Annotated in this window: 10 protein-coding genes, 2 tRNA genes, 4 rRNA genes and 1 riboswitch; of the genes, 4 read left to right on the top strand and 12 right to left on the bottom strand. The window is 55.8% G+C overall.

The genetic code is table 11. The features are described 5' to 3' along the window. The first annotated feature begins 1 nt into the window (after window position 1). Complete coding sequence (locus AFK65_RS01730; protein ID WP_032994284.1) at window positions 2-760, top strand: amino acid ABC transporter ATP-binding protein; 759 nt, start codon at window positions 2-4, stop codon at window positions 758-760. 235 nt (window positions 761-995) lie between these two features. On the opposite strand, the gene rrf (AFK65_RS01725) is transcribed toward AFK65_RS01730, so the two are convergent. The 6 genes from rrf (AFK65_RS01725) to AFK65_RS01700 all read right to left on the bottom strand — a co-directional run bounded on the left by rrf (AFK65_RS01725) (window position 996) and on the right by AFK65_RS01700 (window position 6,247). Further along, window positions 996-1,111, bottom strand: a 5S ribosomal RNA gene (rrf, locus tag AFK65_RS01725). 37 nt (window positions 1,112-1,148) lie between these two features. After that, a tRNA-Thr gene (locus AFK65_RS01720) sits at window positions 1,149-1,224 on the bottom strand. A gap of 14 nt (window positions 1,225-1,238) precedes the next feature. Further along, window positions 1,239-1,354 (bottom strand): 5S ribosomal RNA (rrf, locus tag AFK65_RS01715). Between the two features lie 91 nt (window positions 1,355-1,445). Continuing rightward, window positions 1,446-4,347, bottom strand: a 23S ribosomal RNA gene (locus AFK65_RS01710). A gap of 202 nt (window positions 4,348-4,549) precedes the next feature. Continuing rightward, window positions 4,550-4,625, bottom strand: a tRNA-Glu gene (locus AFK65_RS01705). A gap of 79 nt (window positions 4,626-4,704) precedes the next feature. Further along, window positions 4,705-6,247 (bottom strand): 16S ribosomal RNA (locus tag AFK65_RS01700). The 16S, 23S and 5S rRNA genes sit together here with 2 tRNA genes alongside, the layout of an rRNA operon. Before the next feature lie 578 nt (window positions 6,248-6,825). Here AFK65_RS01700 and purH point away from each other — a divergent pair. Together purH and purD are read left to right on the top strand one after the other, a co-directional pair. Beyond that, window positions 6,826-8,415, top strand: coding sequence for a bifunctional phosphoribosylaminoimidazolecarboxamide formyltransferase/IMP cyclohydrolase (gene purH, locus AFK65_RS01695; RefSeq protein ID WP_007704748.1), 1,590 nt, complete (start codon window positions 6,826-6,828; stop codon window positions 8,413-8,415). 13 nt (window positions 8,416-8,428) lie between these two features. Further along, window positions 8,429-9,727: a phosphoribosylamine--glycine ligase gene (gene purD / locus AFK65_RS01690; RefSeq protein ID WP_007704746.1), complete on the top strand. Its 1,299-nt coding sequence runs from the start codon at window positions 8,429-8,431 to the stop codon at window positions 9,725-9,727. Window positions 9,728-9,792: 65 nt separating this feature from the next. Here purD and AFK65_RS01685 read toward each other — a convergent pair whose 3' ends face one another. The 6 genes from AFK65_RS01685 to nudC all read right to left on the bottom strand — a co-directional run bounded on the left by AFK65_RS01685 (window position 9,793) and on the right by nudC (window position 14,150). Continuing rightward, complete coding sequence (locus tag AFK65_RS01685; protein ID WP_007704743.1) at window positions 9,793-10,491, bottom strand: DUF1481 domain-containing protein; 699 nt, start codon at window positions 10,489-10,491, stop codon at window positions 9,793-9,795. Window positions 10,492-10,496: 5 nt separating this feature from the next. Beyond that, window positions 10,497-10,769: a nucleoid-associated protein HU-alpha gene (hupA, locus tag AFK65_RS01680; protein WP_002884342.1), complete on the bottom strand. Its 273-nt coding sequence runs from the start codon at window positions 10,767-10,769 to the stop codon at window positions 10,497-10,499. A gap of 186 nt (window positions 10,770-10,955) precedes the next feature. Then, window positions 10,956-11,546 carry a YjaG family protein gene (locus AFK65_RS01675; protein ID WP_004388099.1) on the bottom strand — a complete coding sequence of 197 codons (591 nt, stop codon included), beginning with the start codon at window positions 11,544-11,546 and terminating at the stop codon, window positions 10,956-10,958. A 43-nt stretch (window positions 11,547-11,589) separates the two neighbouring features. Further along, window positions 11,590-12,261, bottom strand: coding sequence for a deoxyribonuclease V (gene nfi / locus AFK65_RS01670; RefSeq protein WP_007704740.1), 672 nt, complete (start codon window positions 12,259-12,261; stop codon window positions 11,590-11,592). Window positions 12,262-12,270: 9 nt separating this feature from the next. Further along, on the bottom strand, window positions 12,271-13,335 hold the full coding sequence (gene hemE, locus AFK65_RS01665; protein WP_038858259.1) for a uroporphyrinogen decarboxylase: 1,065 nt from the start codon (window positions 13,333-13,335) through the stop codon (window positions 12,271-12,273). A 41-nt stretch (window positions 13,336-13,376) separates the two neighbouring features. Further along, window positions 13,377-14,150, bottom strand: a complete 774-nt coding sequence (nudC, locus tag AFK65_RS01660) for an NAD(+) diphosphatase (RefSeq protein WP_007704735.1) — start codon at window positions 14,148-14,150, stop codon at window positions 13,377-13,379. 102 nt (window positions 14,151-14,252) lie between these two features. On the opposite strand from nudC, the gene AFK65_RS01655 reads away from it, so the two are divergent. Continuing rightward, window positions 14,253-14,756 (top strand): Rsd/AlgQ family anti-sigma factor, encoded by a 504-nt coding sequence (locus AFK65_RS01655; RefSeq protein ID WP_007704733.1) that lies wholly within the window; start codon window positions 14,253-14,255, stop codon window positions 14,754-14,756. A 52-nt stretch (window positions 14,757-14,808) separates the two neighbouring features. Continuing rightward, window positions 14,809-14,918: riboswitch (TPP riboswitch) on the top strand. Window positions 14,919-15,007 lie beyond the last annotated feature (89 nt).

Below are 15,007 nucleotides of genomic sequence, written 5' to 3'. Positions count from 1 at the left end.
CATGAGTCAAATAACACTGCAGCCTGCCGACGCGATGATTACGCTGGAAAACGTGAATAAATGGTACGGACAGTTTCACGTACTTAAAGATATTAACCTGAAGGTGAAACAAGGGGAGCGCATCGTATTGTGCGGGCCCTCGGGTTCCGGGAAATCGACCACGATCCGCTGTATCAATCATCTGGAAGAACATCAGCAAGGGCGCATTGTCGTCGACGGTATTGAACTGAACGACGATCTGCGCAATATCGAAAAGGTACGTACCGAAGTGGGGATGGTGTTTCAGCACTTTAATCTGTTCCCTCACCTGACCGTATTGCAGAACTGTACGCTGGCGCCGATTTGGGTGCGTAAGCTTCCTAAAAAAGAGGCGGAAGCGCTGGCGATGCATTATCTGGAAAGGGTGCGTATTGCAGAGCATGCGCATAAATTCCCGGGGCAGATCTCCGGCGGACAGCAGCAACGCGTGGCGATTGCCCGTTCGTTATGCATGAAACCGAAAATTATGCTGTTTGATGAGCCGACGTCGGCGCTCGATCCGGAGATGGTCAAAGAAGTGCTCGATACCATGATTGGCCTTGCTGAATCCGGTATGACGATGTTATGCGTTACCCACGAAATGGGTTTTGCGCGTACGGTGGCGGATCGGGTCATCTTTATGGATCGCGGCGAGATTGTAGAGGAGGCGCCGCCGCAGGCATTTTTCTCAAATCCGCAGTCAGAACGTACCCGCGCATTTCTCTCTCAGGTTATTCACTGATATTCCTTTCGCCCCGCCGTTATGGTGGGGCGCATTATTTTTTAATTTTATACCCCAGAGTAAAGAGGAAAACATGGTTTCTGCCGGCGCGGCGAGTCGCAGGACAATGAAAAAGCGGCATTCGGATGCAGAAGAATATTAAGGGTAAAGAAGCGAAGAGTATCGGTGGGTATTAAATCGTGGATCGTATAAAAGCAAAAACCCCTCAGCAGTGCTGAGGGGTTCTTTAATTGATGTCTGGCAGTTCCCTACTCTCGCATGGGGAGGCCCCACACTACCATCGGCGCTACGGCGTTTCACTTCTGAGTTCGGCATGGGGTCAGGTGGGACCACCGCGCTACAGCCGCCAGACAAATTCTTTTTAAATGCCGAACTTTAACCGAAAAACTGGTGCTGATACCCAGAGTCGAACTGGGGACCTCACCCTTACCAAGGGTGCGCTCTACCAACTGAGCCATATCAGCACACTAAATTTGATGCCTGGCAGTTCCCTACTCTCGCATGGGGAGGCCCCACACTACCATCGGCGCTACGGCGTTTCACTTCTGAGTTCGGCATGGGGTCAGGTGGGACCACCGCGCTACAGCCGCCAGGCAAATTCTGTCCGTCCACCGCTTTCGCCATGAACGTTTATCCGTCACAAGCTGAATATCTCTCTCAACACGCCAGACTTCTTTGGCGTTGTAAGGTTAAGCCTCACGGTTCATTAGTACCGGTTAGCTCAACGCATCGCTGCGCTTACACACCCGGCCTATCAACGTCGTCGTCTTCAACGTTCCTTCAGGACTCTCAAGGAGTCAGGGAGAACTCATCTCGGGGCAAGTTTCGTGCTTAGATGCTTTCAGCACTTATCTCTTCCGCATTTAGCTACCGGGCAGTGCCATTGGCATGACAACCCGAACACCAGTGATGCGTCCACTCCGGTCCTCTCGTACTGGGAGCAGCCCCCCTCAATTCTCCAGCGCCCACGGCAGATAGGGACCGAACTGTCTCACGACGTTCTAAACCCAGCTCGCGTACCACTTTAAATGGCGAACAGCCATACCCTTGGGACCTACTTCAGCCCCAGGATGTGATGAGCCGACATCGAGGTGCCAAACACCGCCGTCGATATGAACTCTTGGGCGGTATCAGCCTGTTATCCCCGGAGTACCTTTTATCCGTTGAGCGATGGCCCTTCCATACAGAACCACCGGATCACTATGACCTGCTTTCGCACCTGCTCGAGCCGTCACTCTCGCAGTCAAGCCAGCTTATGCCATTGCACTAACCTCCTGATGTCCGACCAGGATTAGCTGACCTTCGTGCTCCTCCGTTACACTTTGGGAGGAGACCGCCCCAGTCAAACTACCCACCAGACACTGTCCCCACGCCGGATCACGGCGCCAGGTTAGAACATCAAACATTAAAGGGTGGTATTTCAAGGTTGGCTCCACGCAGACTGGCGTCCACGCTTCAAAGCCTCCCACCTATCCTACACATCAAGGCTCAATGTTCAGTGTCAAGCTGTAGTAAAGGTTCACGGGGTCTTTCCGTCTTGCCGCGGGTACACTGCATCTTCACAGCGAGTTCAATTTCACTGAGTCTCGGGTGGAGACAGCCTGGCCATCATTACGCCATTCGTGCAGGTCGGAACTTACCCGACAAGGAATTTCGCTACCTTAGGACCGTTATAGTTACGGCCGCCGTTTACCGGGGCTTCGATCAGGAGCTTCTCTTGCGATAACCCCATCAATTAACCTTCCGGCACCGGGCAGGCGTCACACCGTATACGTCCACTTTCGTGTTTGCACAGTGCTGTGTTTTTAATAAACAGTTGCAGCCAGCTGGTATCTTCGACTGACTTCAGCTCCACCCGCAGGGGCTTCACCTACATGTCAGCGTGCCTTCTCCCGAAGTTACGGCACCATTTTGCCTAGTTCCTTCACCCGAGTTCTCTCAAGCGCCTTGGTATTCTCTACCTGACCACCTGTGTCGGTTTGGGGTACGATTTGATGTTACCTGATGCTTAGAGGCTTTTCCTGGAAGCAGGGCATTTGTCACTTCAGCACCGTGGTGCCTCGTCATCACGCCTCAGCCTTAACTTTCCGGATTTGCCTGGAAAGTCAGCCTACACGCTTAAACCGGGACAACCGTCGCCCGGCCGACATAGCCTTCTCCGTCCCCCCTTCGCAGTAACACCAAGTACAGGAATATTAACCTGTTTCCCATCGACTACGCCTTTCGGCCTCGCCTTAGGGGTCGACTCACCCTGCCCCGATTAACGTTGGACAGGAACCCTTGGTCTTCCGGCGAGCGGGCTTTTCACCCGCTTTATCGTTACTTATGTCAGCATTCGCACTTCTGATACCTCCAGCATGCCTCACAGCACACCTTCACAGGCTTACAGAACGCTCCCCTACCCAACAACACATAGTGTCGCTGCCGCAGCTTCGGTGCATGGTTTAGCCCCGTTACATCTTCCGCGCAGGCCGACTCGACCAGTGAGCTATTACGCTTTCTTTAAATGATGGCTGCTTCTAAGCCAACATCCTGGCTGTCTGGGCCTTCCCACATCGTTTCCCACTTAACCATGACTTTGGGACCTTAGCTGGCGGTCTGGGTTGTTTCCCTCTTCACGACGGACGTTAGCACCCGCCGTGTGTCTCCCGTGATAACATTCTCCGGTATTCGCAGTTTGCATCGGGTTGGTAAGCCGGGATGGCCCCCTAGCCGAAACAGTGCTCTACCCCCGGAGATGAGTTCACGAGGCGCTACCTAAATAGCTTTCGGGGAGAACCAGCTATCTCCCGGTTTGATTGGCCTTTCACCCCCAGCCACAGGTCATCCGCTAATTTTTCAACATTAGTCGGTTCGGTCCTCCAGTTAGTGTTACCCAACCTTCAACCTGCCCATGGCTAGATCACCGGGTTTCGGGTCTATACCCTGCAACTTAACGCCCAATTAAGACTCGGTTTCCCTTCGGCTCCCCTATGCGGTTAACCTTGCTACAGAATATAAGTCGCTGACCCATTATACAAAAGGTACGCAGTCACCCTCTTACGAAGGCTCCCACTGCTTGTACGTACACGGTTTCAGGTTCTGTTTCACTCCCCTCGCCGGGGTTCTTTTCGCCTTTCCCTCACGGTACTGGTTCACTATCGGTCAGTCAGGAGTATTTAGCCTTGGAGGATGGTCCCCCCATCTTCAGACAGGATATCACGTGTCCCGCCCTACTCATCGAGCTCACAACCTGTGTGCCTTCGTGTACGGGGCTGTCACCCTGTATCGCCGGCCTTTCCAGACCGTTCCACTGACACACACGCTGATTCAGGCTCTGGGCTGTTCCCCGTTCGCTCGCCGCTACTGGGGGAATCTCGGTTGATTTCTTTTCCTCGGGGTACTTAGATGTTTCAGTTCCCCCGGTTCGCCTCGTTTGACTATGTATTCATCAAACGATGATGCACCGAAGTGCACCGGGTTTCCCCATTCGGACATCGCCGGTTATAACGGTTCATATCACCTTACCGGCGCTTTTCGCAGATTAGCACGTCCTTCATCGCCTCTGACTGCCAGGGCATCCACCGTGTACGCTTGTTCGCTTAACCTCACAACCCGAAGAAGTCTTCGCGCTGCGAGTTTGAGAGACTCTGACACACCGCGCATTCCTTGTTTACGGAAGAATGCAACAGCGTGTCTGTTTCAATTTTCAGCTTGTTCCGGATTGTTAAAGAGCAAATATCTCAAACGTGACTTTACAGTCAGTTTTGAGATATTAATCGGTAACGCCTTTCACTCATTACCAGCAGGTGGCGTCCCTTAGGGGATTCGAACCCCTGTTACCGCCGTGAAAGGGCGGTGTCCTGGGCCTCTAGACGAAAGGGACTTCGCTTTCGCAGACAACCCTGCTTCTTTACTTTCTATCAGACAATCTGTGTGAGCACTACGAGGTTGTATCTTTCAGGTAAGGAGGTGATCCAACCGCAGGTTCCCCTACGGTTACCTTGTTACGACTTCACCCCAGTCATGAATCACAAAGTGGTAAGCGCCCTCCCGAAGGTTAAGCTACCTACTTCTTTTGCAACCCACTCCCATGGTGTGACGGGCGGTGTGTACAAGGCCCGGGAACGTATTCACCGTGGCATTCTGATCCACGATTACTAGCGATTCCGACTTCATGGAGTCGAGTTGCAGACTCCAATCCGGACTACGACGCACTTTATGAGGTCCGCTTGCTCTCGCGAGTTCGCTTCTCTTTGTATGCGCCATTGTAGCACGTGTGTAGCCCTGGTCGTAAGGGCCATGATGACTTGACGTCATCCCCACCTTCCTCCGGTTTATCACCGGCAGTCTCCTTTGAGTTCCCACCATCACGTGCTGGCAACAAAGGATAAGGGTTGCGCTCGTTGCGGGACTTAACCCAACATTTCACAACACGAGCTGACGACAGCCATGCAGCACCTGTCTCAGAGTTCCCGAAGGCACTCCCGCATCTCTGCAGGATTCTCTGGATGTCAAGACCAGGTAAGGTTCTTCGCGTTGCATCGAATTAAACCACATGCTCCACCGCTTGTGCGGGCCCCCGTCAATTCATTTGAGTTTTAACCTTGCGGCCGTACTCCCCAGGCGGTCGACTTAACGCGTTAGCTCCGGAAGCCACGCCTCAAGGGCACAACCTCCAAGTCGACATCGTTTACGGCGTGGACTACCAGGGTATCTAATCCTGTTTGCTCCCCACGCTTTCGCACCTGAGCGTCAGTCTTCGTCCAGGGGGCCGCCTTCGCCACCGGTATTCCTCCAGATCTCTACGCATTTCACCGCTACACCTGGAATTCTACCCCCCTCTACGAGACTCAAGCCTGCCAGTTTCAAATGCAGTTCCCAGGTTGAGCCCGGGGATTTCACATCTGACTTAACAGACCGCCTGCGTGCGCTTTACGCCCAGTAATTCCGATTAACGCTTGCACCCTCCGTATTACCGCGGCTGCTGGCACGGAGTTAGCCGGTGCTTCTTCTGCGAGTAACGTCAATGACTGTGGTTATTAACCACAATCCCTTCCTCCTCGCTGAAAGTACTTTACAACCCGAAGGCCTTCTTCATACACGCGGCATGGCTGCATCAGGCTTGCGCCCATTGTGCAATATTCCCCACTGCTGCCTCCCGTAGGAGTCTGGACCGTGTCTCAGTTCCAGTGTGGCTGGTCATCCTCTCAGACCAGCTAGGGATCGTCGCCTAGGTGAGCCGTTACCCCACCTACTAGCTAATCCCATCTGGGCACATCTGATGGCATGAGGCCCGAAGGTCCCCCACTTTGGTCCGAAGACGTTATGCGGTATTAGCTACCGTTTCCAGTAGTTATCCCCCTCCATCAGGCAGTTTCCCAGACATTACTCACCCGTCCGCCACTCGTCAGCAGAGCAGCAAGCTGCTCTCTGTTACCGTTCGACTTGCATGTGTTAGGCCTGCCGCCAGCGTTCAATCTGAGCCATGATCAAACTCTTCAATTAAAAGTCTGATGCTCAAAGAATTAAACTGTTAGTTCGTAATGAATTAACTGTTGTTCACTTGAGACTTGATATTCGTTTATCGTCCGTAGACGTTAAGATATCAGTGCCCCGAGTGCCCACACAGATTGTCTGATAAATTGTTAAAGAGCGGTGCGACGCGGCATTCAGCCTGCTGTCGCGAGGTGGCGTATATTACGCTTTCCTCTTTCAGAGTCAACCCTTAATTTCAGGATTTTTCTCTTTCCGACTCACCGTCGCTGTGTGATGTTCGTCATCAGCGCCGTGTCGATGGAGGCGCATTATAGGGAGTTCTCCTGAGCCCGCAACACATAAATCGCATAAAAATGACTGACTGCTGCATTCCCCAGCAAAACCCCGGTTTATACCCATTTGCACACAGAGTTATCCACAAACCGACCACGCCCCGAAATTTCGCGAGCGCCACGCAAACGTTTTCGCTACAATGCAGCCCTGTTTACGACGCACGCTTTTTCAGGAGCGTGAGCTACATTTCAGTAAAAAATGGCTGGAATTTCGCTAACGCTCTTCTGTAATGATCAAATCCAGGGGATTTATACATGCAACAACCTCGTCCTGTACGCCGCGCTCTGCTCAGCGTTTCTGACAAAGCCGGTATCGTCGACTTCGCCCGCGCACTCTCAACGCGTGGGGTTGAGCTCCTCTCTACGGGCGGTACGGCTCGGCTGCTGGCGGAAGCTGGTCTGCCGGTGACGGAAGTCTCCGACTACACGGGCTTCCCGGAGATGATGGACGGCCGCGTCAAAACCCTGCACCCGAAAGTCCACGGCGGCATTCTGGGTCGTCGCGGCCAGGACGACGAGATCATGGCGCAGCATGCGATCTCCCCGATTGATATGGTGGTGGTGAACCTCTACCCGTTCGCGCAGACGGTCGCGCGCGAAGGCTGCACGCTGGAAGACGCGGTTGAGAATATCGATATCGGCGGCCCGACGATGGTCCGCTCCGCCGCCAAGAACCATAAAGATGTCGCCATTGTGGTAAAGAGCAGCGACTACACCGCTATTATTGAAGAGCTGGATGCGAATAACGGCTCGTTGTCCTTTACTACGCGTTTCGATCTCGCCATTAAAGCCTTCGAGCATACGGCCGCGTATGACAGCATGATCGCCAACTACTTCGGCAGCCTGGTGCCTGCTTATCATGGCGAAACCACTGCCCCTGCTGGCCGCTTCCCACGCACCCTCAACCTGAACTTTATTAAGAAGCAGGATATGCGTTACGGCGAGAACAGCCATCAGCAGGCTGCCTTCTATATAGAAGAAGAAATTAAAGAAGCGTCTGTCGCGACCGCCCGCCAGGCTCAGGGTAAAGCGCTCTCTTATAACAACATCGCCGATACCGACGCCGCGCTGGAGTGCGTGAAGGAATTCAGCGAACCGGCCTGCGTGATTGTGAAGCATGCCAACCCGTGCGGCGTTGCCGTCAGCAGCTCGATTCTCGACGCCTATGACCGCGCTTATAAAACCGACCCGACGTCCGCCTTTGGCGGCATCATCGCCTTTAACCGCGAGCTGGATGCCGAAACCGCGCAGGCGATCGTTTCTCGCCAGTTCGTTGAAGTCATCATTGCGCCATCTGCCAGTGAAGAAGCCCTGAAAATCACCGCCGCGAAGCAAAACGTGCGCGTACTGGTGTGCGGCGAATGGCACTCTCGCGTACCGGGCCTCGATTTCAAACGCGTTAATGGCGGCCTGCTGGTCCAGGACCGCGATCTGGGCATGGTGACCGAAGCCGATCTGCGTGTAGTGACAAAACGCCAGCCGACCGAACAGGAGCTGCGCGACGCGCTCTTCTGCTGGAAAGTGGCGAAATTCGTGAAATCCAACGCCATTGTTTATGCGCGCGATAACATGACCATCGGCATTGGCGCCGGCCAGATGAGCCGCGTCTATTCCGCTAAAATCGCGGGTATCAAAGCTGGCGATGAAGGCCTGGAAGTCAAAGGCTCGGCGATGGCCTCCGACGCGTTCTTCCCGTTCCGTGACGGCATCGACGCCGCCGCGGCCGTGGGCATCACCTGTGTTATCCAGCCGGGCGGTTCGATTCGCGATGACGAAGTGATCGCCGCCGCCGACGAACACGGCATCGCCATGATCTTCACTGATATGCGCCATTTCCGCCATTAATCACGGAGCTACGATGAAAGTATTAGTTATTGGCAACGGCGGGCGCGAGCACGCGCTGGCCTGGAAAGCCGTCCAGTCGCCGCAGGTTGAAACCGTTTTTGTGGCACCGGGCAACGCCGGTACGGCGCTTGAGCCTGCGCTGCAAAACGTCGCCATCAGCCCGACCGACATTCCGGCGCTGCTGAGCTTTGCGCAGGCGGAAAACATCGATCTGACGATTGTCGGGCCGGAAGCGCCGCTGGTTATCGGCGTGGTGGACGCGTTTCGCGCCGCGGGCCTGAAAATCTTCGGGCCAACCAAAGGCGCCGCGCAGCTCGAAGGCTCAAAAGCCTTCACGAAAGATTTCCTGGCGCGCCATCGCATCCCGACGGCGGAATACCAGAACTTTACCGAGACCGAACCGGCGCTGGCGTATATTCGTGAAAAAGGCGCGCCGATTGTTATCAAGGCCGACGGCCTGGCGGCCGGTAAAGGCGTTATCGTGGCGATGACGCTTGCCGAAGCCGAAGCGGCGGTGCTGGACATGCTGGCGGGCAATGCGTTTGGCGACGCGGGCCACCGCATCGTCGTCGAAGAGTTCCTGGATGGCGAAGAGGCCAGCTTTATTGTGATGGTGGATGGCGAGCATGTGGAGCCGATGGCCACCAGCCAGGATCATAAACGCGTGGGCGATGGCGACACCGGCCTGAACACCGGTGGTATGGGCGCCTATTCCCCGGCACCGGTCGTCACCGATGAGGTTTTCCAGCGCACGATGGAACGCATCATATGGCCAACCGTGCGCGGCATGGCGGCGGAAGGCAATACCTACACCGGCTTCCTGTACGCAGGTCTGATGATCGACAAGCAGGGCAACCCGAAGGTTATCGAGTTCAACTGCCGCTTTGGCGACCCGGAAACGCAGCCGATCATGATGCGTTTGCAGTCCGATCTGGTTGAGCTTTGCCTGGCCGCCTGCGACGGCAAACTCGATACGGTGAAATCGCGATGGGATCCGCGCCCGTCGCTGGGCGTCGTCATGGCCGCTGGGGGCTATCCGGGCGACTACCGCACGGGTGATGTGATCCACGGTCTGCCGATTGAAGAGATCGCGAACGGCGATGGCAAAGTCTTCCATGCCGGCACGACGTTGCGCGACGACGACCACGTCGTCACCAGCGGCGGGCGCGTGCTGTGCGTCACCGCGCTGGGCGACAGCGTTGCCCAGGCGCAGGCGCGCGCTTACCGCTTAGCGGAAGATATTCACTGGGATGACTGCTTCTGCCGTAAAGATATTGGCTACCGCGCCATCGCGCGCGAGCAGGCGAAATAAGCGCGCACGCTACAAAGGCTTAAACGCAAAAGCGACGGTTAATCCCGTCGCTTTTTTTATGAGGCTCAGAAGCTGTCGGGCTTCGGCTGCCAGGCGCAAAAATCTTCGTTCGCCACCAGCAACAGCTGTGTGCCCTCCGGCGCCTCCAGCCAGGCGGCGCTGACGCGCGCCTTCGCATGACGCTGACGCTCTGAGAGACGCTCCTGCGCCCTTCTGTCGAACTCCGGCTGCGCCATCTGCCCTTCACAGGTCGTTATCGTGCCGTCAGGGTTCCAGCGCCCCTGGCGCAGCACCACGCGTCCTGCGCGCAGCGCGTCGCTGGTATTGCGCATCTGCGTGGCGCGATATTGCCACAGCGCGATTTGATCGCTGGAAAGCTGCTGTTTCTGCCCGTTAACGTCACGCTGCATAAAGCTCAGCCCGCCGCGATCGTCAAAGCGAATTTTCACCTGTTCAGGCTGTTTACCTTCAAGCCGGTAATCCACGGACGTGAGCGTGTCGTTCTGCCAGCGATAATCGCTCACAGAGGTCTTATCGCCAGACCAGGGGCTGAATGCCGCCAGCAGGTGGACCGAGCCATCATTATTATCTTTACGCCACAGGCGCACCACGCCGTCATCGGCCAGATAGCCGCTGGCGGTAAAGGGGGGAATGTCCGGGGTGGAACGACAGGCGGAAAGGAACAGCGCGCCCGTCAGGGCCAGCATACGCCAGCCAAACAAAAGGGGCGATTTCGCCCCTTCGTTAAAACCTTTCACTGCCACGCGGTTTACTTAACAGCGTCTTTCAGTGCTTTGCCAGAAACGAAAGCCGGCACGTTAGCTGCAGCGATTTTGATTTCTTTACCGGTCTGCGGGTTGCGGCCAGTACGCTCAGCGCGGTGGTTCACTTTGAAGGTACCGAAACCAACCAGCTGTACAGCATCGCCTTCTTTCAGAGACTCAGTAATCGCAGCCAGAGTGGATTCCAGAGCAGCTTTCGCTTGCGCTTTAGACAGGTCAGCCTTGTCTGCAATTACATCAATCAGTTGAGTCTTGTTCATAAGTTATCCTTACAATGTGTTTATCGCTTGCTAAGCATCGAGTGCGACGGAAATGCCTTGAAAGCACTCTCCTGCATACACGCACCGATAGCCACTTTTTTTCGCCTCCCAAATGTAGACCAGACGGGGGGCTAATTGGAAGCCTTCAGGTGAGACAAAACAGGCTGTAAATCACGTTTTGTTGTCTCATTGCTGCAAATTTATACCGATATTACTGGTTCCATCCTCGCGCAGGTCTGCGCGCAGGCCTTTTATCAGCTCAATATCGCGTTCTTCGCAGGCGGCCAGCAAACGGAAAATTTCCCACTGAATATCCCATTCCTGCTCTACAGCCGGGTTCGCTTTCAGCTCATCGTCGGTCATTTCACGGCCCGCCTGGGTCATCTCCAGCATGGCGACGGTCGTGATGGAGGTCTCGCTGACTTCAATCGCGTGCTCCAGCGTCTCGCCGCTCAGGCGCGAATGCACCAACTCGCTCAGCGCGACGCAGGCGTCGATAGCCGGGTAGACGCCGTAGAGATCATAATCTTCCGCCGCCGGAATCGCTTCTTCGAGCTTTTCGAGCTGGCTGTCGAAATTCACTTTGGCGTCTTTGACCGTCAGCGTTTCCCAGATGAGATCGAGAATGCGGCGATACAGCTGCGCATCGCCGAAACCGGTCTGCTGGCAGAACATGGCGTAGTTGGGGTACATCCGCTCGCACAGCGAGGCCATGAAGGTCACATGCTGCCAGGCTTCCAGCTTTTCCAGCCGCAGATGAATAGGGTTTTGTAACATAGTGGCGTCTCACAGACCGAAAATTAGCGGCAGTGTACCTGAATCACCCCTGAATTTCCTGCCATCGTAGAAAGGCGGGACGACCGGAGGCCACGGCATCCGCCCAGCGCGTCGGTTCGGGCAGCCGGTAGCCTTTCGTACAGCGCTGCACCCAGCCAAGCGCGGTATCAATACTGACGCGATGCCCTGTCGAGACAAACAGCGGATTGCAGCGCGCTTTACTGCGCCACACCCACGCCAGCTGCTCGCCTTTATCCATCAGCGGCGAAACCGCGCCGGGTTCGTCGCTGAGCGGCTCAAACTTACCGCACAGCCGCTTTTTAGCGACGCCTATCGTCGGCACATCCACCAGCATCCCGAAGTGGCTCGCCACGCCGAGACGTCGCGGATGCGAAATACCGTGCCCGTCGACAAACAGCAAATCCGGCTTTCTGGAGAGCATTTCCCAGGCGGTCAGCAGCGCCGGATATTCGCGAAACGACAGAAAACCGGGGATATACGGCATGGTGGTGGGAATGCGCGCCACCTGGTACTCCACCAGTTCCAGAGACGGATACTTCAGGAGCACCATCGCCGCTCGCGTTACTTCGCCGCCCTGCTCAAATCCGACATCCGCCCCGCCGATTATCGTCGGCGGGTCGACGTTTAACCGGTCCTCGCGGACCACATTAGATGCCAGTTCGATTTGTTGTGCGCGAAGCGTCGCGAGATCCATAGTTTCTCCTTACAGGTGATAAGGCGCCGATAAGCGGTGAACCGCCTCGACGAAGGCCCCCGCATGTTCCGGAGGCACATCCTGATGAATACCATGCCCCAGATTGAACACATGGCCTTCACCGTGGCCGAAACCAGCAAGTATAGACGCCACTTCCTCTTCGATACGGGCAGGCGACGCATAAAGCATCGATGGATCCATATTGCCCTGCAGCGCGACCTTATGCCCCACGCGACGGCGCGCATCGGCGATATCGGTCGTCCAGTCGAGTCCCAGCGCGTCACAGCCGGTCTCCGCTATCGCTTCCAGCCACTGGCCGCCGCCTTTGGTAAACAGCGTCACCGGCACGCGTCGGCCTTCGTTTTCGCGCAGCAGCCCGTCGACGATTTTATGCATGTAATACAGTGAGAACTGCTGGTAGTCGCGACCGGTCAGCACGCCGCCCCAGGTATCGAAAATCATCACCGACTGCGCGCCCGCGCGGATCTGCGCGTTCAGATAGAGCGTGACGCTTTTCGCGAGTTTATCGAGCAGCAAATGCAGCGTCTGCGGCTCGGCATACATCATTTTCTTGATGACGGTAAACGCCTTGCTGCTGCCGCCTTCCACCATATAAGTGGCGAGCGTCCAGGGACTGCCGGAGAAGCCAATCAGCGGCACTTCGCCTTTCAGCTCGCGGCGGATCGTGCGCACCGCGTTCATGACATAGCCCAGTTCCTGTTCCGGGTCCGGCACCGGCAGTTTTTCAACGTCCGCTTTGTTGGTAATGGTCGATGTGAAGCGTGGGCCTTCGCCCGCTTCAAAATAGAGCCCCAGCCCCATCGCATCCGGAATCGTCAGAATGTCCGAAAAGAGGATCGCCGCATCGAGCGGATAGCGACGCAGTGGCTGTAGCGTCACTTCGCACGCCAGCTCGGCGTTTTTGCAAAGCGACATAAAATCGCCCGCCTGCGCGCGGGTGGCCTTATATTCCGGCAGATAACGCCCCGCCTGTCTCATCATCCACACCGGGGTGACGTCCACAGGCTGGCGTTGCAGCGCGCGCAGGTAACGATCGTTTTTCAGTTCGGTCATTTTTTCTTATTCCTCAAGCGACAGGCTGCTATTGTATCACGTCATTCATCGTCTGCCCGGCAGCGCGCCACCGTATCTTCTATCAGGCGGCGGGCCACGGTACCCGGCGCCGGCAGTAGCGGCAGCTGGTCGTAGCGATACCAGCCCGCGTCGATAAGCTCTTTGGTGTCTATCCGGATGTCCCCGCTGTCGTAGTCCGCCGTAAACGCGGTCATCAGCGATTGCGGGAACGGCCAGGGCTGAGACGTCACATAGCGCAGATTCTTGATGCGGATATTGCTCTCTTCCATCACCTCGCGCGCCACCGCCTGTTCCAGCGTTTCGCCCACTTCGACAAACCCGGCCAGCACGGTGTAAACGCCATTGCGGTGTCGCGTGTGCTGCGCCAGAAGGATTTTATCGTCACGGCGGATAGCCACGATGATGCACGGCGCGATTTGCGGGTAGTAGCGTTCGCGACAGTGCCCGCAGAGCATCGCCCACTCCGTTTTGCTCGGGTGCATCTCATGGCCGCAGTAGCCGCAATATTTATGCGAGCGGTAAAACTCGGCGAGCTGTACGCCCCGTCCCGCCAGCTGGAACAGCCCGGCGTCCTGGTCGATAAGCTGCCGCACCGAGGCCATCTCCGCCTCGCGCTTTTGCAGCACCAGCCATACCGGCGCGTCTTCCCAGATACCGATTTGCAGCGCCTTTTCGCCCGTAAGACCAAAATCCGCGGCCTGGCCGTAAGGTAATTCCGCTTTTGGCAGCCATAATTTCTGTTCATGGCTGACTATCCACCAGCCATGGTCTAAATTTTCTAGGGTACGTTCCATAATTGATTGCACTACCTCTGCTTCACTGGCACGTTATTAACAGTGTTCTTACATATTTTGGGTCATTTGCGTTTTTACATCTTATATCTCATGGAGTCGATCATGCTAAACCAGCTAAAAAGTCTGACGGAACGCGTTGGTGGGAGTAATGAGTTAGTTGATCGTTGGCTTGGCGCCCGCAACCATCTGTTAGTCACCTATTACAAGATGGTCGGCATCAAACCCGGCAAGGAGCCGATGACTGCGCTTGATGAACAGGCGCTGGACGATTTCTGTCATTGCCTGGTGGATTACCTCTCCGCCGGTCATTTCAATATTTACGAGCGCGTCATCAGCGAAATGGAAGGCACCAGCCCGCTGGTCGCCGCCACGCAAATTTATCCTCAGCTGGAATCCAATACCCAGCAAATCATGGATTTCTACGACACGCACCTGGAAAGCGCCATCGATCACGATAACTGCCTGGAGTTTCAGGAAGCGCTTTCCGGCATCGGCGAGGCGCTCGCCGCCCGCTTCGCGCTGGAAGATAAGCTCATCATGCTGGCTTATGACAATAACCTGGGCCAGAGCGCCAATGACGAAGCAGGTCTCGCCCGACCGGCTTGAGTTCGGCACTATTAACGAGTAGTTTAGTTATCTCCCCGCCGCTTTTGCGGGGTTTATCTTGTCGGAGTGCCCAGTGCGACAGCACGGGCTGAGACCGTTAATTCGGGATCCGCGGAACCTGATCAGGTTAAGACCTGCGAAGGGAACAAGAGTAATTCCATTTTGCCCCGCTCAGGGTGTCGTTTCGCCCTGAGACCCTCTCCAGGGTGCGCGGGCGCACGCCATTACTCCTCCGTTGTTCTGACAAGCCA

The sequence above is a fragment of the Cronobacter universalis NCTC 9529 genome (assembly GCF_001277175.1).
Taxonomy (GTDB): Bacteria; Pseudomonadota; Gammaproteobacteria; order Enterobacterales; family Enterobacteriaceae; genus Cronobacter; species Cronobacter universalis.
Note: the sequence above shows the minus strand (reverse complement) of the source record. Positions and strands in the feature narration are given on the sequence as shown.

Excerpts from the sequence above, each read along its gene's own strand:
- hemE (WP_038858259.1), bottom strand. The coding sequence starts at position 13,335 with ATGACCGAACTGAAAAACGATCGTTACCTGCGCGCGCTGCAACGCCAG.
- nfi (WP_007704740.1), bottom strand. The coding sequence starts at position 12,261 with ATGGATCTCGCGACGCTTCGCGCACAACAAATCGAACTGGCATCTAAT.
- AFK65_RS01655 (WP_007704733.1), top strand. The coding sequence starts at position 14,253 with ATGCTAAACCAGCTAAAAAGTCTGACGGAACGCGTTGGTGGGAGTAAT.
- AFK65_RS01730 (WP_032994284.1), top strand. The coding sequence starts at position 2 with ATGAGTCAAATAACACTGCAGCCTGCCGACGCGATGATTACGCTGGAA.
- nudC (WP_007704735.1), bottom strand. The coding sequence starts at position 14,150 with ATGGAACGTACCCTAGAAAATTTAGACCATGGCTGGTGGATAGTCAGC.
- purH (WP_007704748.1), top strand. The coding sequence starts at position 6,826 with ATGCAACAACCTCGTCCTGTACGCCGCGCTCTGCTCAGCGTTTCTGAC.
- hupA (WP_002884342.1), bottom strand. The coding sequence starts at position 10,769 with ATGAACAAGACTCAACTGATTGATGTAATTGCAGACAAGGCTGACCTG.
- AFK65_RS01675 (WP_004388099.1), bottom strand. The coding sequence starts at position 11,546 with ATGTTACAAAACCCTATTCATCTGCGGCTGGAAAAGCTGGAAGCCTGG.
- purD (WP_007704746.1), top strand. The coding sequence starts at position 8,429 with ATGAAAGTATTAGTTATTGGCAACGGCGGGCGCGAGCACGCGCTGGCC.